This window comes from Pseudonocardia ailaonensis (genome assembly GCF_039531635.1).
In the GTDB taxonomy this organism is placed as follows: domain Bacteria; phylum Actinomycetota; class Actinomycetes; order Mycobacteriales; family Pseudonocardiaceae; genus Pseudonocardia; species Pseudonocardia ailaonensis.
The window spans coordinates 31,928-52,317 of the sequence record NZ_BAAAQK010000011.1; the positions used below are offsets into that span (position 1 = coordinate 31,928).

At 71.2% G+C, this 20,390-nt stretch carries 17 protein-coding genes, 1 tRNA gene and 1 pseudogene; 11 read left to right on the forward strand and 8 right to left on the reverse strand.

Annotated elements, in window-relative coordinates:
- Nucleotides 1-38: 38 nt before the first annotated feature.
- Nucleotides 39-689: a FadR/GntR family transcriptional regulator gene (locus ABD324_RS18580; protein WP_344418420.1), complete on the forward strand. Its 651-nt coding sequence runs from the start codon at nt 39-41 to the stop codon at nt 687-689.
- Here ABD324_RS18580 and ABD324_RS18585 read toward each other — a convergent pair.
- Nucleotides 686-1,384, reverse strand: a complete 699-nt coding sequence (locus ABD324_RS18585) for a class I SAM-dependent methyltransferase (protein WP_344418361.1) — start codon at nt 1,382-1,384, stop codon at nt 686-688. The genes ABD324_RS18580 and ABD324_RS18585 overlap by 4 nt on opposite strands.
- A 175-nt stretch (nt 1,385-1,559) precedes the next feature.
- A pseudogene (locus ABD324_RS18590) lies at nt 1,560-1,829 on the reverse strand (WhiB family transcriptional regulator); the annotation flags it as partial.
- A 168-nt stretch (nt 1,830-1,997) separates the two neighbouring features.
- On the opposite strand from ABD324_RS18590, the gene ABD324_RS18595 reads away from it, so the two are divergent.
- The 10 genes from ABD324_RS18595 to ABD324_RS18640 all read left to right on the forward strand — a co-directional run bounded on the left by ABD324_RS18595 (nt 1,998) and on the right by ABD324_RS18640 (nt 14,165).
- The gene (locus ABD324_RS18595) at nt 1,998-4,352 is read left to right on the forward strand and encodes a transglycosylase domain-containing protein (protein ID WP_344418363.1); all 2,355 of its coding nucleotides are present in this window, start codon (nt 1,998-2,000) and stop codon (nt 4,350-4,352) included.
- Between the two features lie 68 nt (nt 4,353-4,420).
- Entirely contained in the window at nt 4,421-5,065 is a 645-nt protein-coding gene (locus ABD324_RS18600; protein ID WP_344418365.1) for a hypothetical protein, read from the forward strand.
- A 231-nt stretch (nt 5,066-5,296) separates the two neighbouring features.
- A complete protein-coding gene (locus ABD324_RS18605; protein ID WP_344418367.1) occupies nt 5,297-7,258 on the forward strand; it encodes a bifunctional MFS transporter/dTMP kinase in 1,962 nt (653 codons plus the stop codon).
- 24 nt (nt 7,259-7,282) lie between these two features.
- Nucleotides 7,283-8,455, forward strand: coding sequence for a DNA polymerase III subunit delta' (locus ABD324_RS18610; protein WP_344418369.1), 1,173 nt, complete (start codon nt 7,283-7,285; stop codon nt 8,453-8,455).
- Nucleotides 8,456-8,631: 176 nt separating this feature from the next.
- Nucleotides 8,632-8,708, forward strand: a tRNA-Thr gene (locus ABD324_RS18615).
- Nucleotides 8,709-9,113: 405 nt separating this feature from the next.
- Nucleotides 9,114-10,271, forward strand: coding sequence for a type IV toxin-antitoxin system AbiEi family antitoxin domain-containing protein (locus tag ABD324_RS18620; protein WP_344418371.1), 1,158 nt, complete (start codon nt 9,114-9,116; stop codon nt 10,269-10,271).
- A complete protein-coding gene (locus ABD324_RS18625) occupies nt 10,271-11,197 on the forward strand; it encodes a nucleotidyl transferase AbiEii/AbiGii toxin family protein (protein WP_344418373.1) in 927 nt (308 codons plus the stop codon). Before ABD324_RS18620 ends, ABD324_RS18625 begins: the two co-directional genes overlap by 1 nt.
- 53 nt (nt 11,198-11,250) lie before the next feature.
- On the forward strand, nt 11,251-11,742 hold the full coding sequence (locus ABD324_RS18630) for a MarR family winged helix-turn-helix transcriptional regulator (RefSeq protein ID WP_344418375.1): 492 nt from the start codon (nt 11,251-11,253) through the stop codon (nt 11,740-11,742).
- On the forward strand, nt 11,739-12,941 hold the full coding sequence (locus ABD324_RS18635; RefSeq protein ID WP_344418377.1) for an FAD-dependent monooxygenase: 1,203 nt from the start codon (nt 11,739-11,741) through the stop codon (nt 12,939-12,941). The genes ABD324_RS18630 and ABD324_RS18635 overlap by 4 nt, the downstream gene beginning before the upstream one ends.
- Nucleotides 12,942-13,265: 324 nt before the next feature.
- A complete protein-coding gene (locus ABD324_RS18640) occupies nt 13,266-14,165 on the forward strand; it encodes an amidohydrolase family protein (RefSeq protein ID WP_344418379.1) in 900 nt (299 codons plus the stop codon).
- On the opposite strand, the gene ABD324_RS18645 is transcribed toward ABD324_RS18640, so the two are convergent.
- The 6 genes from ABD324_RS18645 to ABD324_RS18670 all read right to left on the reverse strand — a co-directional run bounded on the left by ABD324_RS18645 (nt 14,128) and on the right by ABD324_RS18670 (nt 20,385).
- Complete coding sequence (locus ABD324_RS18645) at nt 14,128-15,933, reverse strand: branched-chain amino acid ABC transporter ATP-binding protein/permease (protein ID WP_344418381.1); 1,806 nt, start codon at nt 15,931-15,933, stop codon at nt 14,128-14,130. The two genes, ABD324_RS18640 and ABD324_RS18645, sit on opposite strands and share 38 nt — an antisense overlap.
- Entirely contained in the window at nt 15,930-16,805 is an 876-nt protein-coding gene (locus ABD324_RS18650) for a branched-chain amino acid ABC transporter permease (RefSeq protein ID WP_344418383.1), read from the reverse strand. The genes ABD324_RS18645 and ABD324_RS18650 overlap by 4 nt, the downstream gene beginning before the upstream one ends.
- 42 nt (nt 16,806-16,847) lie before the next feature.
- Nucleotides 16,848-17,483: an ABC transporter ATP-binding protein gene (locus ABD324_RS18655; RefSeq protein ID WP_344418385.1), complete on the reverse strand. Its 636-nt coding sequence runs from the start codon at nt 17,481-17,483 to the stop codon at nt 16,848-16,850.
- Nucleotides 17,480-18,652: an ABC transporter substrate-binding protein gene (locus ABD324_RS18660; protein WP_344418387.1), complete on the reverse strand. Its 1,173-nt coding sequence runs from the start codon at nt 18,650-18,652 to the stop codon at nt 17,480-17,482. The genes ABD324_RS18655 and ABD324_RS18660 overlap by 4 nt, the downstream gene beginning before the upstream one ends.
- Nucleotides 18,653-18,844: 192 nt before the next feature.
- Complete coding sequence (locus ABD324_RS18665; protein WP_344418389.1) at nt 18,845-19,624, reverse strand: ABC transporter permease; 780 nt, start codon at nt 19,622-19,624, stop codon at nt 18,845-18,847.
- Nucleotides 19,621-20,385 (reverse strand): ABC transporter permease, encoded by a 765-nt coding sequence (locus ABD324_RS18670; RefSeq protein WP_344418391.1) that lies wholly within the window; start codon nt 20,383-20,385, stop codon nt 19,621-19,623. The genes ABD324_RS18665 and ABD324_RS18670 overlap by 4 nt, the downstream gene beginning before the upstream one ends.
- Nucleotides 20,386-20,390: the final 5 nt, after the last annotated feature.

Here is a 20,390-nt window from a genome sequence, read left to right on the forward strand (position 1 = left end):
TCTGACAGACATCCCATGTTCGGATGAGGGGACGAGACATGCCGTTGGCCACCACACGCCGCACCGGGCTGGTCGATCAGGTGATCGCGCAGCTCAGAGGCGCCGTCGGGAGCGAGTGGCCGGTCGGCACCCGGATCCCGCCCGAACCCGAACTGTCCGAACAGCTAGGGGTCGGCCGCAACACGGTGCGCGAGGCGGTGCGGGCGCTCGCGCACTCGGGCCTGCTCGAGGTGCGCCAGGGCGACGGCACCTACGTCCGCGCCACCAGCGAGATCTCCGGGGCCCTGCGCCGGCTGGCGGGCACGGAGCTGCGCGAGACCCTCGAGGTCCGCCGGCTCGTGGAGGGCGAGGGCGCCCGGCTGGCTGCCCGGAACCGCACGCCCGCGGACCTCGCCGACCTGGACGCCGCGATGGCGGAGTGCGAGCGCGCGGAGGCCGCCGCCGACCGGGCGGCGTTCGTCGACGCCGACCTGCGGTTCCATCAGCTGGTCCTGCGCGCCGCCCACAACTCGGTGCTCGCCGAGCTCTACCGGGGCCTCACCGAGGTGGTGCACGCCAGCGTGGTGACCGCGGTCGAGGCCGGCGCCTGCGAGAGCCACACCGGCCTGCTCGCCGCCATCCACGCGGGCGACGTGGAGGAGGCCGGCACCCGCGCCGCGGACTTCCTCGACTCGCTCCTGAACGGTTAGGGCAGCTCGAACCAGATCATCGGGTTGGTGGTGCTCCCGCGCGCACCCTCGATCCCCAGCTCCGCCCGCACCTCGTTGACCGCGGCGAAGGCCTCCGGCGAGTTCTTGCGGGCCACCGTGAAGTGCGGGACCGAGCGCTCGGCCAGCCAGCCGACCACGACCTTGCCCTCGTGCCAGATCCGTGCGCTCCGCCCGTGGTACACGTCGTGCACGCTGGTCGGGGTGCCGGACGCCATGCGCGGGAACAGGTTCGCGGTGTACCACTCGCCGAAGCGCTTGCCGTGGTCCGCGTCGATGAACAGGTAGTCCGTGGCCGGGGGGAGCTCGTCGAGCTTCTCCTTGACGTCCCCCTGGGTGAAGGTCCAGCGGTCGCCCGCCAGCTCCGCCGGCACCGTGGTGCGCACGTGGTCGACCATGTCGAACGAGTGCAGGTGCCCGGTGCCGTTGTCGCGCAGCGCGCTGAGCAGCCACGTCGTGGACCAGCCGTAGAACGTGCCGATCTCCACCACGTCCGCGGGGCGCAGCTCGCGCACCAGCAGGTAGGTGATCTCGGCCTCGAGGTCGTCGAGCTGTGGGGTCACCGACCCCTTCGACGCGGCGAGGAACTCCCGCTGCTGCGCGATCACGGCGGAGAGCTCGCTGCCGTACTTGCGGTACAGCGCGGAGACGTACTCCACCCGACCGGTCGAGATCACGGGACTTCCTCCGGGGTCGCGGACGGTGACCCAGGCTAGTGCCCCGCCGTCAGCAGGCGTCGCGCCGGGCCTCGGGCGCCATCCCGACCACGTCGATACCGGTGTCCGTCCTGGCGTGCAGCTCGGCGACGTCGAGCAGGGCGTCCGCGGTCCGCTCGGCCGCCGAGCGCGAGTAGTGCTCGGTGCGGGCCTCCCCGAGCAGCTCGGCCCAGGAGGCCACGTCCGGCCGGGAGCGCAGCACCGCCCGTCGCTCCCGCTCGGTCATCCCGCCCCACACGCCGTGCTCCACGCGCTCGTCGAGCGCGTACGCCAGGCACTCCGTGCGCACCGGGCACGATCCGCAGAAGTCCCGGACCTGCCGCTGCTCGGCGCCGCGGACGAACAGCGCGTCCGCGTCCGTGGTGCGGCAGCGTGCGGCGACCCGCCAGTTCCACCGGTTCCACATGCTGCTGACGACAGTGCTGACGACCGCGCCCACCGCTCCACCTCCACCCCCGGCGGGCCCCGGCGGCCCGCTCACGACAACTGGGACGGATTCTGTGATCCCACGGTTCCGTCGCGACACTCGCAGAACTACTCAACCTTCACGAAGCGCCCGGTACCCTCCTCGATCGTGGCTCCTCCCCGTCGTCTGGCCCGGCCCCTCGGACTGCTCCTCGGGCTGTGTCTGCTGGCCGGTGTGGTCGGGGCGGGCATGGCCTTCCCGTTCGTCGCCGGCGTGGGCCTGGTCAGCAACGACGCGGGCGACAGCGTCAACTCGACGTCGAGCAGCCTGGTCGAGGGCGGCCTGCCGCTGCGCACCACGATCACGGACGCGAACGGCCGGCCCTTCGCCTGGGTCTTCGATCAGAACCGCACCCAGGTCTCCGCGGACCAGATCTCGCCCGCCATGAAGGCGGCGATGGTCGCGATCGAGGACCGGCGCTTCTACGAGCACCAGGGCGTGGACTGGCAGGGCACGATCCGCGCGGTCGTGGCCAACTCGGCGTCCGGGGACGTGGTGCAGGGCGCCTCCACGCTCACCCAGCAGTACGTGAAGAACTACACGCTCTACGTCGAGGCGCGGACCGAGGCGGAGCGGCTCAAGGCCACCGAGCAGACGCCGGCGCGCAAGCTCAAGGAGGCGCGGATCGCCCTGCAGCTGGAACGCCAGCTGACCAAGGAGGAGATCCTCGCCCGCTACCTCAACATCGTCTTCTGGGGCAACGGCGCGTACGGCATCGAGAGCGCCGCACGCACCTACTTCGGCGTGCAGGCCAAGGACCTGACGGTCGCCCAGTCCGCCCTGCTCGCGGGCATGGTCCGCAGCACCACGGCCACGGACCCGGTGCAGAACCCCCAGCCCGCGCTCGACCGGCGCAACGTCGTCATCGGCCAGATGCGGGACCAGGGGATGATCGACGCGGCGCAGGCCCGGGCGGCGCAGGCGCAGCCGCTCGGCATCGCCAGCCCGCTGAACACCCAGCCCAACGGCTGCATCGGGGCGGGCGACGCCGGCTACTTCTGCAAGTACGTCATGGAGTACCTGAACACGGCCGGGTTCTCGCAGGACCAGCTCAACCGCGGCGGCTACACGATCCGCACCACGCTGGACCGGGACAAGCTCGCCGCGATGAAGGCCTCGCTCGACGAGGAGGTCCCGCCCGGCCAGCCCAACGTCGCGAACGTGATGTCGCTGGTCGAGCCGGGGCAGGACAAGCACAAGGTGCTCGCGATGGCCTCCAGCCGCACGTTCGGGCTGAACGCCGAGGCCCTGGAGACGAGCTACGGCCTGCCGTACGAGCCGGTCAACCTGGGCTCCGGGTCCGTCTACAAGATCTTCACCGCCGCCACCGCCCTGGAGAAGGGCATCGGCATCAACTACACGATGTCGGTGCCGCCGAGCGGCTACGCGTCGCCCATCTACCTGGACGGCGCTGGCCGCCCGATCCCGGTGCAGAACGCCGGCAACTATCCCGAGCGGATGAGCCTGCAGGACGCGCTCGCCACGTCCCCGAACACGGCGTTCATCAAGCTGGAGGAGTTCACGGGCGTCCCGGACGTCGTCGACATGGCGGTCCGGATGGGCATGAAGAGCCTCGCCACCACGCCGTTCGTGGACCCGCAGACGGGCCGGCGCACGGACCGCTCCATCGCCGAGGTCACCAAGGCGCAGAAGCAGGCGTCGTTCACCCTGGGCGTGTCGCCGACGAGCGTGCTCGAGCTGGCCAACGTCGGCGCCACGATCGCGAGCGCCGGCAAATGGTGCCCGCCCACCCCGATCGACTCGATCACCGACGCGTCCGGGCAGAAGGTCGCCGTCACCGAGGCGCCCTGCGAGCAGGCCGTCGAGCCGGCACTGGCGAACACGCTGTTCACCGGCCTGTCCAAGGACGACCTGTCCGGGACGTCCGCCTCCGCGGCCCGGCAGGTCGGGTGGGACCGGCCGATGGGCGGCAAGACCGGCACCACGCAGCAGCACAAGTCGGCCGCCTTCGTCGGGATCCTGCCGAACCTGTCCGGCTCCGTGATCACCTTCGACAACTCCCGCTCGCCCAAGCCCCTGTGCGACGGCGCGGGCGCCCCGTTCGCCTGCCGCAGCGGCAACATCTTCGGCGGCAAGACCCCGGCGGAGACCTGGTTCGGCGCGGTGAAACCGATGGTCGAGGGCACCCCGGTGCTCCCGCTCCCGCCCACGGACGACCGGTACCTCACCGGCGGCGCCGAGACCCGGGTGCCGGACGTGGTGGGGCGCGGCGTGAACGACGCCCGAGCGGTCCTGCAGCGGGGCGGCTGGCAGGTCAGCACGCGGACGGTGGACAACCTCGCGAAGGCCGGGACGGTCGTGGGGCAGAACCCGCGGGGCACGGCGCTGCCCGGCGAGGCGATCCTCCTGCAGGTCAGCAGCGGTACCGTGCCGGCCCCGCCGCCCGCACCGGGCGATCCGTCCGCGCCGCCGGACCCGAACGCCCCTCCGCCCGCCAACTGACCCGTCCGCCCGGGTGACGGCGCGTCGGGCCCTGTGCACCGGCGCGCCGCCACCTACGATCACGGGTCATGGGGGAGGCGCAGCTCGTCCGGTGGCGGGGACTGCTCCCCTTCACCCGGAGCCCCGAGCCCTCGCCCGATCCCGGGCCGGGCGAGGTCAGGCCGTGGGAGGCGGGCCGGCGGCGGGCGCTCCCCGACGAGGCCGTGGAGTCCGGCGTGGAGCCCGCCGAGGATGCGGAGTCCGGCGAGGAGCCCGCCGAGGACGCGGAACCGCGCCCCGCCCCTGAAGCCGCTGTTCCTGAGCCTGCTGTCCCCGGAGGTTCTGTCCCCGGACCTGCTGGCCCTGTACCCCCCGCTCCACCGGAGCCCGCGCCGCGCCGCCCCCGCACCGTCGGCGCCGTCCGGGTCCCGATCCGCGAGCTCCATCCCGTCCCGGAGCCCCTGCCCGGGCCTCGCCCCGCCGAGGCCCCGGTCGCGGTTCCCGAGGCCCGGCGCCCGCTCTTCCCCCGCCCGCCCGCACCCTCGCCCCCGCGGCGACGCGGCGCGGTCGTCGACGGGATCGAGCACCGCCCACCCGTCCACACCGAGGTGGACCAGGCCGGACTCGGCCGCCGGCTGTCCGGGCGCCGCGGCACGCGGCTGTACGTGCTCCTCTGCGTGGCCGTCTACCTGGTGATCCTGGTTCAGCTGATCGTCGCGCTGATCACGTCCTGAGGTCCCCGCGGACCGTCGGCGCGGAGACTGTCGGTGCCCCCGGCTACCCTGGTCGGGTCGGCGGCGGTCGCTCCCCGCGGGTCCGTCCCGGCGCCGAGCTCGTCGGAGCTTGTTCGTGACCGTTCGCGCCCGGTCACGTCCGGGAGGAGGTGACCCGCGATCGGATCCGAGACCCTGCCGGGTTCCGCCACGGGCAGCCCGGCCCCCACGTCGCACCGTGTCCGCAGCGTCATGGCCATCCCGGCCTTCCGTCGGCTCTGGGGCGTCACCGCGATCACCGCCACCGGCGAGTGGCTGAGCCTGCTCGCCCTCAGCTCGCTGGCCGCCCAGCTCACCACCGGGTACGCCGCGCAGAGCTTCGCGCTCGGCGGCGTCGTCGCCACCAAGCTGCTGCCGGCGATCTTCCTGGGCCCGCTGGCCGGTGCCCTGGCGGACCGGTTCGACCGCCGCCGCGTGATGGTCACGTGCGACATCCTGCGCTTCTGCCTCTTCATCTCCATCCCGATCGTCGGGTCGCTGTGGTGGCTCTTCGCCGCCACCTTCCTGATCGAGGTGTGCGCGCTGTTCTGGATCCCGGCCAAGGAGGCCTCGGTCCCGAACCTGCTGCGCCGCAAGGACCAGATCGAGACGGCGCAGCAGCTCGGCCTCGTCGTCACCTACGGCATCGCCGTGCTCGCCGGGGCCGGCCTGTTCGCCGTGGTGTCGAGCATCGGACACCTCCTGCCGAAGCAGGACACCTTCACCACCGTCTACATCGCCCTGGTGATCGACGGCTGCGCCTTCCTCCTCTCCGCCGCCGTCGTGTGGTTCCGGATCAAGGAGATCTCGGGGCGCACCGGGCCGCGCACCGCCGAGGCGTCCCCGAGCCTGCTGACATTGCTGCGCGAGGGCTTCGCCTACGTGGTGACCACCCCGCTGATCCGCGGCCTGGTCCTGGGCATCATCGGCGCCTTCGCCGCGGGTGGCGCCGTGATCGCGTCGGCCAGGCTGTACGCCGTCAGCCTCGGCGGCGGCGATGCGGCCTACTCCGTCCTGTTCATCGGGGTGTTCGTCGGCCTCGCGCTCGGCATGGCCACGGCGCCGCGGCTGGCCCATCGCCTCCCGCACAACCGGCTCTTCGGCACCGCGATCGTCGGCGCCGGCGTCGCACTGCTGATCGTCGCCGTGTCCGCCCACCTGTTCATGGCGATCGTGGCCGTGGCACTGGTCGGCTGGTTCGCGGGCATCGCGTTCCTCACCGGGCTCACGATCATCGGCACCCAGGTGGCGGACGACATCCGCGGCCGCATCGTCGCCTTCGTCCAGTCCCTCGTGCGAGTGGTGCTGCTTGGTTCGATGTCGCTGGTCCCGCTGGTCGTCGGGCTCGTCAACACGCGGCAGATCAACCTCTTCCAGTCCCACTTCCTGGTCGACGGCACCCGTTTCGTCCTGCTGGGCGGCGGCGTGATCGCGGCCGCGATCGGCACGCTGGCCTACCGGCAGATGGACGAGCGCCGGCTCGAGCCGCTGCTGCGCGACCTGCTGTCCGCCCTGCGCCAGGGCGAGGTGCGCCGGGGCTCCGGCACGCTCGTCGCCGTCGAGGGCGCCACTCCGGCGGAGACCGCGGACCAGGCCGGCCGGCTGGCCGAGGCGCTGCGGGCGCGGGGTCACGTCGTGGTCCAGCCCGAGGACGGCGAGCGGGACGCGCTGCGCTGGGCCGCCGCCACCCGCGAGGCGCACCTCTCCGGTGCGCGCGCCAAGGCGCTGGCGGCCGCCGCGATCCGGGCGGACCTGGTGGAGCGGGTCATCCGCCCCGCGCTCGACGAGGGCGCGGTCGTGGTCGTGGACCGCTTCATGGCCAGCCCGATCGCCCAGTTCGGGGTGGCGGCGGACCGGATGGACGCCGAGCTCGAGCGCGGTGAGCTGGAGCGGCTCGCGGTGTGGGCCACCGGGGGCCTTCGCCCGGACGTCTCGATCCTGCTCGACCGCGAGGGCGCGCCCGCCGACTCCGGCGGGGTCGCGGGCGAGGAGCACGCGCGGGTCCAGCGACTGCTCACGGGCCTGGTCGCGGCCGAGCCCCACGACTACGTGGTGGTCGAGGCGGACGGCGAGCCCGAGGCGGTGGCCGGCAAGGTCCTCGAGGGCCTGCTTCCCCAGCTCCCCCCGGCTCCCGAGCAGCCCGTCGACGTCCCGCGGCCCGCGACCGAGCCGTGAGCACCGAGCCGTGAGTGGCGAGCTGTGAGCGCGCCGATCCTGGCCGGTGGTGTCTGGCGGGACGTGGTGGGCCAGCCCGCCGCCGTCGCCGAGCTGAGCCAGGCCGCCGCGGACCCGGCCGCGATGACCCATGCCTGGCTCTTCACAGGCCCGCCCGGTTCCGGCCGCTCCAACGCCGCCCGCGCCTTCGCCGCCGCGCTCCAGTGCCCGGACGGTGGCTGCGGCGAGTGCCAGGCCTGCCGCACGGTCCTGCACCGCACCCATGCGGATGTCCGCGAGGTCGTCCCCGAGGGCCTCTCGATCTCCGTGGCCGAGATGCGCAACCTGGTGCAGCTCGCCGCCCGCCGTCCCTCCACCGGCGAGTGGCAGATCCTGATCATCACGGACGCGGACCGGCTCACCGAGGGCGCCGCGAACGCGCTGCTCAAGGCGGTGGAGGAGCCCGCGCCCCAGACCGTCTTCCTGCTCTGCGCGCCGTCGGACCATCCCGAGGACGTGCCCGTCACCATCCGGTCCCGCTGCCGCCTCGTGCCCCTCCGCAGCCCGGCCCCCGAGGCCGTCGCCGCGGTGCTGGTCGAGCGGGACGGTATCGAGCCCGACATGGCGAGCTGGGCCGCCGCGGTCTCCGGCGGGCACGTCGGCCGGGCCCGCCGCCTGGCCAGGGACTCCGACGCCCGGGACCGTCGCGAGCGCATCCTTGGCGTCCCGCTGCGCCTGCGCCACCTCGGGGACGCGTTCGCATTCGCCGACAACATCGTCCGCTCCGCCGAGGCCGAGGCCACGGACGTCAGCGAGACCCGGGACGCCGCGGAACGCGAGGAGCTCGCCGTCGCGATGGGGGCCGGCGGCACCGGCAAGGGCGCGGCCACCGCGGCCCGTGGCGCCAAGGCGGCCGAGCGCGAGCTCGAGCGCCGCCAGAAGTCCCGCAACACGAGAACCCAGCGCGACGCCCTGGACCGCGCCCTCGTCGACCTCGCCGGCTTCTATCGCGATGTCCTCGTCGCCGCCTCACAGGCGCCGGTCGCCCTGTCCAACCCGGACCGCGAGGCGGACATCCACCAGGCCGCGCGGGAGTGGAGCGCCGAATCCACCCTCCGCCGCCTCGAGGCCGTCCTGGCCTGCCGCGAGGCCCTGGAGCTCAACGTCAAGCCGAGAATCGCCGTCGAGGCGATGATGACCGCCCTCCAACAAGGCTGAACCCGCGAGTCGCCCGCCGCCCCGCCGGTCGAGATGAACCTCGGCCCCGTCCCCGCGTGGCTCACGTTGATCTCGGCGCCCCGAGCGCGCTCAGCGCAGGATCGCGGTCAGCCAGTCCGACGGGTGGGGGGTGAGCGGGAAGGTGCGGTGCGGTTGCTACGCTTGCCACGCACCACGCCGCCTTAGCTCAGTCGGTTAGAGCGACGCACTCGTAATGCGTAGGTCTGGGGTTCGACTCCCCAAGGCGGCTCCATTTTTGCAGGTCAGGCCCTTGTGTCATGCAGTTGGTCAGAGTCCTGCGGCCTTCTGCGTGTAGCTCAGTCTGTGCATCCCTGGCATGAGTCGACTGGGCAAGCATCCGGTTCGGTGGCCCAGCAGTGTTGACCACGACGTCGAGGCATGGTCGCAGGCGCTCGATGGCGACCGGGCCGAGCGTCGTTCCGCCGGCGGGCTCGTTTCTGGCTGAGGGTCTTGCGGTGGGCGGGTCGCGCCCCGAACCAGCTCCGTCTGGTCGTGTGCGTCAGCGATCGACAGGGATGTGCTGGAGGAAAATGCTGCTGCGATAGTTGCAATTAACGTGTGACTATCGTACTAGATGTGCCTCGGGCGATGGCGGTAAGCACTGCAATCGCTACAGCCTAGGTGATACTATCGAAGTATGACTGGCGATGGAGAACTAGCGCTCGCGGACATCGCCGCCGGTCAGTGGGGGCTGGTGACCACTCCGCAGGCCGTTGTGGTTGGTCTGAGCAGGGTGCAGCTGTCGCGGCTCTGCAAGGCCGGGGCGCTCATCAGGCTTCTTCATGGTGTGTACGCGCTTCGGGGTGCGATGGGCACCGAGAACATCGAACTGCGAGCTGCCTGGCTGGCGCTTGACCCGCGTCGGCTTGCCACCGACCGTCTCGGCGATGGTCCCCACGGCCTCGTCGTGTCCCACGCCTCGGCTGCAGCATTCCGAGGTCTGGGTGACCTCGACGCAGATCGCCACGAGTTCACCGCACCGTCGCGAAAGCAGACCCGACGTGATGACCTGAGACTGCACCGGGGGGTTCTCGCGGCGGACGAGGTCACTGTGTACCGCGGGCTCCCGGTCACGACCCCGCTCAGAACCGTCGTGGATCTCCTCGCCGACGGCCACGACGGTGGGCATGTCGCTGGCGTGGTTGCCGACGCGCTGAGGCTGAGAATGCTCAACCCTGACGAACTGGCCGGCCGGATCGGACACTTCGCGCCCCGGTTCGGACTACCCCGAGGTGACGGGAACGCTCTGATGCGACACCTCGAGGAGCTGGGGGGTGTCAGTGAGCAGGTTGACGCCGACAAGGTCGCCGAGATCGCCCGAGCTGCTCGACTGCCCGTTTCCGCGATACTTGATGCCCTGAGCGAGACGCGGGCCGGCCACGCGCGACTTGCGCAGCAGGCGATCGACCTCCAGGCAGCCGCGAACCTCCTGGAGGTCGCAGGGGTCTCATCGGCGATCGAGAAGCTTGCCGCAGCAGCCGTCCCCAAGGTCGATCCGACGAATCTTCTTGGCCCCGCTACCTACGAATCACTGGCGACGGCACTGTCGAATCCTGAACTGCAGAAAACCGTCAACATGTCCGCTGTTGCGCAGGGCACCCTGGCTGCAGTGGGTCCCAAGCTCAGCGCTTCGGAGATTAGCGGCATAAGTGCGATCGTGGAGCAGGCGCTGGCCTCTCACACCGCAGGGATCAGCTCTGCCGCCCGCCGAGCGCTCGCCGGGATCCGTCAGTCGCCAGGCGTCGAGAGCCAGGACAACGATCAGCAGGACGACGACCACGAGGGCGACGAGTGATGAGTGGCGACCACCCGACCGGATACGCCACTCCCGACGCGATGTGGAGTGCCGTCGTAGTTCGAAGCAAGAAAGCGGCGAAAAGGGCCGGATCTACAGCCCCGAACCTCACTCGCCAGTTCGTCTACGACCGCTTCCTTGCGCGCCTGTTCACCCACGCGGGCGGCGGAGAATGGGTCCTCAAGGGAGGGACCGCTCTGCTCGCGCGGGTCCGTACCGCCCGTCACAGCCGCGACATCGACCTACTGAGGGAGCGAGGGACGCTCGACTCCGCTCTCGATGAGCTGGAACGAGCCGCGGCCGTCGATCTTCGAGATCACCTGCGCTTCGTGCCGGGCGCTTCCAGTCGTGCCGAAGAGCGTCCTGGCCAGCCGGGGACCGAGCTGGCGAAGGTGAAGATCGACGCGTACGCGGGCGTCAGGCTGGTGAGTGAGTTCGTCGTGGACATCGTGCTCAACGCGGTGATCACGGGTGATCCCGAGTCACGGCAGCCCGAGCCGACGATCGAGCTCGCCGGAATTGAGAGCCCCGCCTACCTGATCTATCCGGTCGCTGACCATGTCGCCGACAAGCTCTGCGCGACATTCGAGCTCTACGGGCACGCGCGGCTACCATCCAGCCGCGTTCGTGATCTCGTGGACCTGGTGGTCATCGCTCGAACCCAACATGTTGACGCAGGCGCACTTCGCGTAGCCATCGACGCCGAGCGCGTGCACCGCGCGCTCCCTGAGATCGGGCAGTGGGGCTGCCCAGATGGGTGGGTCACCTCCTATGCCAAGGTCGCTCGCGACGTCGTGGAGTGCAGTGACCATCGCTCGTTCAGCTCTGCCTCGGCACTGGCGAGCGCGTTCCTGAATCCGATCCTGTCGAACGAGATCAACGACGACGCCACGTGGAGTCCGTCGAACCTGCGCTGGGAGGGCTAGCGTCGGACCATCTCGCTAAGTTTCTAGATTGCTAAGTGTGTTAGTGTTGTGGTGTGTCATCGGGATCAGGTTTCGAGCGGCGCCCCGGCGGGGGTCCGTACCGCGCGGCCGTGCTGCAGCGCCTCCAGGACATCGCGGTCCGGACCCGGCTCGTCGAACGCAGGCTGGGCGCCGAGCTGGGGGTCAACGGCACCGACCTGCACGCCATGGAGCACCTCAGCACCGACGGTGCTCTCACGGCCCGCGAGCTGGCCGACCGGCTGCAGGTCTCGACGGCTGCGGGCACCCAGATCGTCGACCGCCTCGAACGCGCGGGGCACGCCAGCAGACGCCCTCATGCCACCGACCGCCGCAAGATCCTCGTCACGCCGTCGGCCGCGTCGGTGGCCGCGGCGACCGAGTTCCTCCGACCCCTGCTCGACGAGCTGGAGGCCGCCGTCGGCGCGCTCGGCGACCAGGAGCGCGGCGCGGTCGAGAGCTTTCTCGACACCGTGGTCGCGATCTACGACCGCCACACCACATCAGCCCCGGAAGGCGTGACATGACCACGCGCAGCGTCCTGATCTCCGGAGCCAGCATCTCCGGACCCGCCCTCGCCTGGTGGCTGAACGCGGCCGGCTGGCGCACGACGGTCGTCGAGCGGTTCGGGGAGCTACGCGACACCGGCCAGAACATTGACGTCCGCGGCGCCGCCCGGGAGGTGGTGCGCCGGATGGGCCTGGAGGACGCCGCGCTCGCGGCGACGACCGGCGAGCGGGGCACAGTGTTCGTCGGACGGGACGGACGGGCGCTGGCCGAGTTCCCGGCGGGTGAGACCGACACCTCCGGCGCCACCGCCGAGATGGAGATCCTGCGCGGTGAGCTCTCTCGGCTGCTGTACGAACACACCTGCGGCGAGACCGAGTACGTCTTCGGTGACCGCATCACGGCCCTCGACGACCACGGCGACGGGGTGGCCGCGACGTTCGAGCACGGTCCGGAGCGGACGTTCGACGTGGTCGTCATCGCCGAGGGGCTCACCTCGCGCACGCGTGCGCTGGTGTTCCCACAGGCCGAGATCACCTCGCTGGGTCTCTACACGGCCTACCTGACGATCCCGCGGTCCACGTCGGACACCGACTGGTGGCGCTGGTACAACGCGCCCCGGGGACGCAGCATCACCCTGCGGCCCGACAACCTCGGCACCACGCGCGCCACCCTGTCGTTCATGTCCGACGTGGGCGGGCTCGAGGACCTGGAGCCGGACGATCAGGCGCGGGTCCTGCGGCGCACCTTCGCCGACGCGGGCTGGGAGACGCCCCGGATCCTGGACGCGCTCGACGGCACGCCGTTCTACTTCGACCTCACCGGTCAGATGCGGCTGCCCGCCTGGAGCAACGGGCGGCGGGTGATGGTCGGCGACGCCGCGTACTGCGCCTCTCCTCTGAGCGGTATGGGCACCAGTCTCGCGCTGGTCGGCGCGTACGTGCTCGCGGGTGAGCTGGCGACGCACGACGACCACCGGGCGGCTTTCGCCCGCTACGAGGCCGTGATGCGCCCCTACGTCGACGGCGCCCAGCAGCTTCCTCCGGGCACGCCGCGCATCGCCCATCCCCGCACGCGCGCCGGGGTCGCCCTTCTGCGGGCGGGCATCAGGGTGGTGGGCAGCGCGCCGGTGAAGCGCCTCGCCGGCCTGGGCGGCTCCCTGTTCTCGCCCCCGGCCGACAAGCTGGAGCTCCCCCAGTACCCCGCGACGGTGCGCTGAGCGGCCGGCCGAACGCCGGCGCGAGCCCTGACCGCTGCCGTGCTGCCACCGAGCACGGCTCGAGTCCGGTGGTCGGCGCTGCGGGCGGTGGCCGGACACCTTGTCGGGATCGAGGGTGTCCGACGCGGTGTCCCGACTCAGGTCACACCGCGGCTCAGCCCCACGGGTCGGATCACCGCGACGTGGGCCCCGCCCGATCGTCGCTCGCCCGACAGCTGATGGGCGACGATCGTCGGGTGCCCCTGCGGTGACACCGCGCGGACGATACGGAGAACTCGCACCGGTGACGCGGAGCGACTCGTCCGGAGAGGGGCACCGCGCGACATGCTGATCGTCGACTCCCATGTGCACATCTGGCAGCTCGATCAGCCGCGGATGGAGTGGCTGACGGCCGACGAGACCCTGCACCGGCTCCACCGCGATGTCCTCGTGGAGGATCTCCAGGCTCAGCTCGATGCCAACGACGTTCCCTTCGCCGTGCTCGTCCAGGCGGCGACGGACTCCCGCGAGACCGCGACGCTCCTGCGCCTGGCCGACCACACGCCGTCGGTGCTGGGGGTCGTGGGGTGGGCGCCGATGACCTCCGAGGCCGCCACCCGGCAGGCCCTGGACGGCTGGCCGGAGCCGAGCCTGCTGTGCGGCATCCGGCATCTGCACGGCTGGCAGCCCGACGGCTCCGTGCTGGCCGACGGCGGGGCCCTGGACTCGGCCGGGGTGCTCGCCGAACGCGGTCTCGTGCTCGACGTCCACATGTCCGATCCGGCCGTCGCGGGGGAGGTGGTCCGCATCGCGACGGCCTTCCCCACGCTCTCGATCGTGGTCAACCACCTCGCTCACCCCCAGCTCCTCGAGCCGTCGCGGTGCGGCGAGTGGCGTGCCGCGATCGACGTCATGGCCGAGCACCCCCGTGTCGTGGTGAAGTGCAGCGGTTGGGCGACCCGGCTGCCGTCCCCCGATCCCGCGCTCGTCCGGCCCTACGTCGAGCACGTCGTCCGTGCGTTCGGACCGCGGCGGATCATGGTCGCCAGCAACTGGCCGGTGGCCACCGCGAGCGGGGCGACGTACGCGCAGACCCTGCGCGCCACGCTCGACGCACTGGCGCTCTCCGGCGAGAACCTGCGGCAGGTGCTGAGCGGCACCGCCGCCCGGGTCTACGGGCTGGACCTGCCTCCCGGCGACGACGGCGTCACGAGGGACGCGGCTCGACCTCCCCGAAGCGGCTGATGTCGCCCAGCCGGTCGCCGATGATCGAGACGATCTCGGGGTCCGCCGCCAGCTCGGGCCCCGTGCCCTGGCCCACGACCCGGCCCTCGCTCATCACGACGACGCGATCGCAGATCCTGGAGATGAGCTCCAGGTTGTGCTCGACCAGGACGATGGCGGTCCCCGTCGCGCGCAGGCGGACCAGGTTGGCCACGAGGGCCTCCTGCTCCTCGTCCGACAGTCCGGCCGCGGGCTCGTCGAGCAGCAGGACCGAGCACTGCATGAACTCCAGCCGGCCGAGCTCGACCCACCGCCGCTGCCCGTGGCTCAGCCGGTCCACGGCGCTGTCCTCGGCCGGCAACGGGTACTGCCGCACCACGTCGTCGAGACCGACGGCCGCGGGAACCGCCGTGCCGCGTCGGGCCACCGCGATGTTCTGCAACAGTGACAGGCCGTGGAACGCCCGCGGAGTCTGGAACGCGCGGCCGAGACCGGCTCGGGCCCTCCCGTGCACGGACAGCCGTCCCAGCCCGCGCTCCTGGCCGTCCGTGCTCACGACGACCTCTCCCGAGGTCGGCTGGACATAGCCGCTCAGGCAGTTGAGCAAGGTCGTCTTCCCGGAGCCGTTCGGCCCGATCACACCCAGGATCTCGCCGCTCCGCACGGCGGTGGACACGTCGGAGAGCGCCCGGACGCCGCCGAACGACTTCGACAGCCCGACGGCGCGGAGCGTCGTCGGTGTCCGGTCGCGGCCCGCCCCGGCCGCCGCCGTGTCCCGCAGCTGCTGTGTCCACCGCGAGAGGTGACGCGACGCCGCCGGGTACAGCCCCCCGGGCCGGAGGATGAGGAGTGCCGCGAGTGCCGTCCCGAAGGCGAACAGGAGCCAGTTCGAGTCGACGTCGACCGCCGCCGGGATGCCCTGGACCAGGAACGCCGCGATCAGGCAGCCCACGATGGAGCGCGAGCCACCGAGGAAGACGATGATGAGCAGGTCGATCACGACGTTGGTGTCGAAGTTCTCCGGCGAGATGGCCACCAGCACCGAGGCGTAGACGGCGCCGACGAGGCCGGCCAGCACACCGGAGATGGCCAGCGCCTGGATCCGGACGACGACCGGGCTCAGCCCGGAGGCCGCGGCGAGGAACGGGTCGTCGCCGACCGCCACGATGCGTGCGCCGAGCCGGCTGCGCGACACCGCCCAGACGACGACCGCGACCACCGCCCACGTGCCGACCGCGATGAGGTACTGGGGCCCGAACGTCGAGGCGGCCGGGATCAGCAGGTCGTAGCCGACCAGTCCCAGGCCGCCGCCGGTGAACGACGGGAAGCCGGTGATCGCGCTGCTGAACACCACCGCGACCGACAGCGAGATGATGGCGAACTGGAAGCCCTCGAACCGGATCGTGAACAGGCCGAGCAGCGCCGCGGCCACGGACGTGATCACCAGTGCTCCGGCGATCGACGCGGGCACGCTCCAACCGGCCCTCATGTTGAGCAGCGCGTAGGAGTACGCGCCGAGACCGATGAAGGCCGCGTGCCCGAAGGACAGGATGCGGGCGTGCCCGATCACCAGCGAGTAGGTGCCCGCCATCGCCGCGTAGAACACGGCGAGGACGAGAGCCTGCTGGAGGCTGCTGGAGCCCACCTGCGAGCCCCCGACCAGCAGCACCGCGCAGAGCACCCACAGCGGCAGGCGCCGGTCGCGCAGCAGGCCGTGGACCCGGCCGGATCCCGCCCCGGTCCCGGGCCCCGCGGCGGCGGTGACGTCCTCGGTCGACGTGGTGCTCACGCGACGGCCCTGCCCCGGAGCCCGGTGAACAGCCCGGCCGGCCGCACCATGAGGATGAGGATCAGCAGGACGGCGAGGGCGAGCGCCTGGTAGAAGGGCGAGAACAGCGTCGTGCCCAATGATCCGATCATGCCCACGATCAGCCCTCCCACGACGGCTCCCTCGATCCGCTCGGGTCCGCCGATCGTCACGCCCGTCATCGTGCCGATCAGCAGCGTCAGCCCGCTGTCCCCGCTGATCCCCTGGCTGGGCACGACGGCGATCGTGGCCGCGAAGATGCAGACGCCGAGGATCACGTACGTGGCGACCATGACGGGGCCGATCCTGATCCCCAACGACCGCGCCGTGACCGGGTCGTCGGAGATGGCACGCACCCGGCGTCCGTACTGCGTCCTGGTCAGGACGACGGCCACCGCGGCGGCGACGACCAGCAGGATGGCGAGGGCCACCACGACGTCGGAGCTGAGCGAGAGCCTGCCGTCGACGAGGGTGAACGACGCGAACGGGACCACGCGCTCGATCGTGCGCGGATCCGGACCGAAGAACACGACGGCCAGACCGCTCAGCGCGAAGCCGACACCCAGGGTGACCAGCACCCCGATCACGTCGGAGGCGCCGATGACGAACCTGGCCACCAGCAGGGAGAAGCCGATGCTGGCGGCCACGCAGATGACCAGCAGCAGGATGTAGGCGATCGGCAGTGGCAGCAGGCCCGGCAGCACGTTGCCGATCAGGCCGGCCCACACCATCATCCCGCCGATGGCGAAATTGATGATCTTGCTGGAGCGGTAGATCAACACGACCGGGATGCCGATGAGCGCGTAGGTCACTCCCATCGCCAGCCCGTTGATCAGAGCCTGAAGCGTGAGCACGACGCCCTCCTTCCTCGTGACGGGCTGTGGCGGCGGGACGGCTCAGTGCAGCCGGACGACATGGTCCACTCCGAGATCGCGCAGCGACCGTTCGCTCTCGTCCGCGACGAGCAACGCCATCCCCTGCTCGCGCATGCGATGCAGGGCCCGGGTCACCTCGTCGCAGATCTTCCAGGACAACCCCATGTACGGCTCGTCGGCCAGCAGCACCGACGCCGGCTCCGCGGTGGCGCGGGCGATCGCCAGCATCTGCTGCTCGCCCCCGCTGAGCAGGGCCCCCGACAGGTGCTTGCGTTCGGTCAACCGGGGGAACTGCTCGTACGAACGCTCGAGCACCTGCTCCCGCGAGCGGCTGCTCCGGCGGCCGCGATGGGCGACGAGCAGGTTCTCCTCCACCGACAGGCTCGCGAAGATCCGCCGGCCTTCGCGCACCAGGGCGATGCCGTCGTGGCGGCGGTCGGCGGCGGACCGTCCGTCGACCTTCCTGCCGTCGAGCGTGATCGACCCGCCGCGGCAGGCCAGCAGCCCGGCGATGCTCTCGAGCAGCGTCGTCTTGCCGGCGCCGTTGGGGCCGACGACGCCGACGATCGTCCCGGGCTCGACGGTGAGGCCGACACCGGACAGGACGGGCGCCAGGCCGGGATGGCCGACGGCGAGATCCTCCACGACCAGGCTCACTGCGCCGACGCCCCTCCCAGGACGAACGTGCTCGTCGCGGGATCGAAGCGGCCCATGACGAAGTAGCCGGCCGACGCCGCGCCGTTGTGCTGCTGCGGGGTGCGGGCGTAGGTGCCGAGGATCGTCGGCAACGTCGCGGTGTCCAGCCACTTCTGCAGGGTCTCGCCCGTCGTGTTGCCGGCCTGGAGCCCCGCGATGATCTGCGTGCCGATGATGTAGCCGATGACGCTCGAGGGCGGCGGCGGTGACTGGTACTTCGCCACGAACGAGTCGTAGAAGTGCATCAGCTGGGCCCGCTGCGGGTCCGACGCCGGCAGCTGCGTGGCGACCGCGGCCTTCGGGAGCGCGAAGTACACGTACTTCGCGTTGGCGCCCAACGCCTTCACCACTTCGGAGTTGGCATTGGAGCCCACCGTCACGAGAACGGAGTCGTTCATCCCCAGGTTCGCCATGGCCTGCGCGGACGCCAGGACCGACGCCCCGGTGGATCCCTCGTAGACCGACTTGCACCCGTCGGACCGGACGATCGACATCTGCGGGGTCAGATCCGTCGCGGCCTGCTCGTGGGGAATGACGCTGCGGACCGGGACCCCGTTCTGCTGGAAGACGGGGAACGCGGACTTCTCCTGGATCTGCTGGCTGGCGCCCGGCACCACGAAGGCGCACATCGGTTCCTTGCCCTGCGCCTTCACGTACTGCGCCATCAGGTCGAAGTATCCGGTCGTCGGATAGACGGAGAAGGCGAACGGGGTCGTCGGGCTGGTACCGGAACCGGCGACCATCGGTACCTTGGTCGCGGTGGCCAGCGGTTCGAGCGTGCTCGAGATGACCGCCGACTCCGGCCCACCGATCGCGACGACGCCCTTGCCGACGAGCTCCCGGAACTTGGGCACGGCCTGCGTGGTGTCGGACTTGTAGTCCGCGCGCACCAGCTCCAGCTTCTTCCCGTTGATGCCACCGGCGGTGTTGACCTCGTCGATCGCGAGGCTGAACCCCTGGTCGAGCGGTACGCCGAGGGAGGCGAGCGATCCGCTGAGCGAGTACAGCTCGCCGATCTTGATCGTGCCGCCGCCCGGCTCGCCCGCGCTGCCGGCGCCGCACGCCGACAGCGTGGCGAGCGCGAGCGCGGCCGCGACGACGGCGGATCTGCGTGATGTTCGAGACCTCATCTGCCTACCCCTTAGCCACAGGGGGCGGAGCACCGCCGCCCGAATAGAGTGGGTCCGACTCCGCGCGCGGCCACGGCCTCGCTGTCGCCTCTTCGCGCTGCGGAGAACTATGCACGGCCGTCGTCCGGCCACAGCACCCGACAGTTGTCGGGTATACCCCGGTGCGCGGACGACGAGCGCGCGGAAGACTGCCTACGTCGCCGGCATCCACCGGACCGCGCGCCGCTCCAGCGCGGCGAGCAGCAGGTCGATGGCCACGGCGAGCACGGCGGCGACCAGGAGCACGGCGATGATCTGGTCGGACTTGAACGAGACCTGACCGTGCGAGATCAGCGAACCGAGCCCGGACTCCGCGCCCAGCAGCTCGGAGCCGATCGTCGCCTGCAGCGCGTACCCGACCGTCACCCGCGCACTGCTCGTCACCCACAGTGCCACCGCCGGCAGGAACACGTGGCGGATCAGGTCGAGCCGGTTCGCGCCGTGGACGCGCATGTTCTGGACGAGCAGGCCGTCCACGTCGCGCACCCCGGCCGCCACGTTGAGTGCCACGAAGACCACCATCACCGTGACGACGAGCAGCACCTTCGGCTCGGGCCCGAACCCGTACCAGACGACGAAGATCGGCAGGAGCAGGATCCGGGGGACCGCGTTGGCGAAGACGATGATCGGCCCCAGGATGTCGTCGAGCCTCTTCGACAGGCCGATCGCGATACCGAGTGCCAGACCTGCCAGCTCGCCGATGACCCAGCCGACGACCAGCACCAGGACGGTGCTCTGCAGGCCGCGCCACAGCTCGCCGCTCCCGGACAGCGATCCCAGCGAGTCCCAGACGTCGGTCGGCGAGGAGAAGAAGTTCGCGTTGACCCATCGCCGGTCCGCGGCGAGCTGCCACAGGCCCACCAGGACGACGACGAAGAGCGCCCGCGCGAGGAACAGCCGCGTGCTCCCCGCCCGAGAACGTCGTGTGCTCATGCCGGCCTCCATTCCTCGGCGCGCCTCTCCATGAGGACGAGACCGGCGTCGACGCACACCGCGACGACAGCGATGATCATGAGGGCCCCGATGACCGTCGCCGCGGCCAGGCTCTCCTGCCCGACCTGCACGACGTGGCCCATTCCCTTGTTGGAGCTGAGGTACTCGACGAACACGGCCGCGGCGAGCGACCACGACCAGCTCAGGCGCAGACTGGTGACCAGCCAGCCGGTGATCGCCGGGACGTACACCTCCCGGACCGTCCACATCCGGCTCGCCCCGAGGATGCGGACGTGGTTCAGGTACTTCCGGTCGATGGACCGCAGCCCGTTGAAGACGGCGAAGAAGCTGATGAAGACCACCAGGCTCGACACGAAGTACGCCTTGCATGCGACGGTGGTGCCGAAGGCCAGCACGAACAGCGGCGCCATCGCGATCTTCGGTACCGCGTTCGCGGCGGCGACGAACGGCATCACCAGTCGCGCGAGGGGCTCGAACCCGGCGATCAACACCGCCAGGCACACCCCGAGCACGGTGCCGAGCAGGTAGCCCAGAACGGCCTCCTGCAGGGTGATCGCCAGGTCCGACCAGCCCGCGGTGTACCGGCCGGTCGCCCAGCCGCCGATCCAGGCGAAGACGTCGCCCGGAGTCCCGATCGTCAGCTCGTTGGTCACGCCGGCGGAGCCGACGACCTGCCAGACCAGGAAGAAGGCCGCCACCAGGGCCAGCGTGGCCAGACGGCTCGTCCACGGTTTCCGCATTTCTC

What these genes read in the sequence shown, in the direction of transcription:
- ABD324_RS18580 (WP_344418420.1), top strand. Translation starts at nt 39, where the DNA reads ATGCCGTTGGCCACCACACGCCGCACCGGGCTGGTCGATCAGGTGATC.
- ABD324_RS18600 (WP_344418365.1), top strand. Translation starts at nt 4,421, where the DNA reads ATGGGGGAGGCGCAGCTCGTCCGGTGGCGGGGACTGCTCCCCTTCACC.
- ABD324_RS18605 (WP_344418367.1), top strand. Translation starts at nt 5,297, where the DNA reads ATGGCCATCCCGGCCTTCCGTCGGCTCTGGGGCGTCACCGCGATCACC.
- ABD324_RS18620 (WP_344418371.1), top strand. Translation starts at nt 9,114, where the DNA reads ATGACTGGCGATGGAGAACTAGCGCTCGCGGACATCGCCGCCGGTCAG.
- ABD324_RS18625 (WP_344418373.1), top strand. Translation starts at nt 10,271, where the DNA reads ATGAGTGGCGACCACCCGACCGGATACGCCACTCCCGACGCGATGTGG.
- ABD324_RS18635 (WP_344418377.1), top strand. Translation starts at nt 11,739, where the DNA reads ATGACCACGCGCAGCGTCCTGATCTCCGGAGCCAGCATCTCCGGACCC.
- ABD324_RS18640 (WP_344418379.1), top strand. Translation starts at nt 13,266, where the DNA reads ATGCTGATCGTCGACTCCCATGTGCACATCTGGCAGCTCGATCAGCCG.
- ABD324_RS18660 (WP_344418387.1), bottom strand. Translation starts at nt 18,652, where the DNA reads ATGAGGTCTCGAACATCACGCAGATCCGCCGTCGTCGCGGCCGCGCTC.
- ABD324_RS18665 (WP_344418389.1), bottom strand. Translation starts at nt 19,624, where the DNA reads ATGAGCACACGACGTTCTCGGGCGGGGAGCACGCGGCTGTTCCTCGCG.
- ABD324_RS18670 (WP_344418391.1), bottom strand. Translation starts at nt 20,385, where the DNA reads ATGCGGAAACCGTGGACGAGCCGTCTGGCCACGCTGGCCCTGGTGGCG.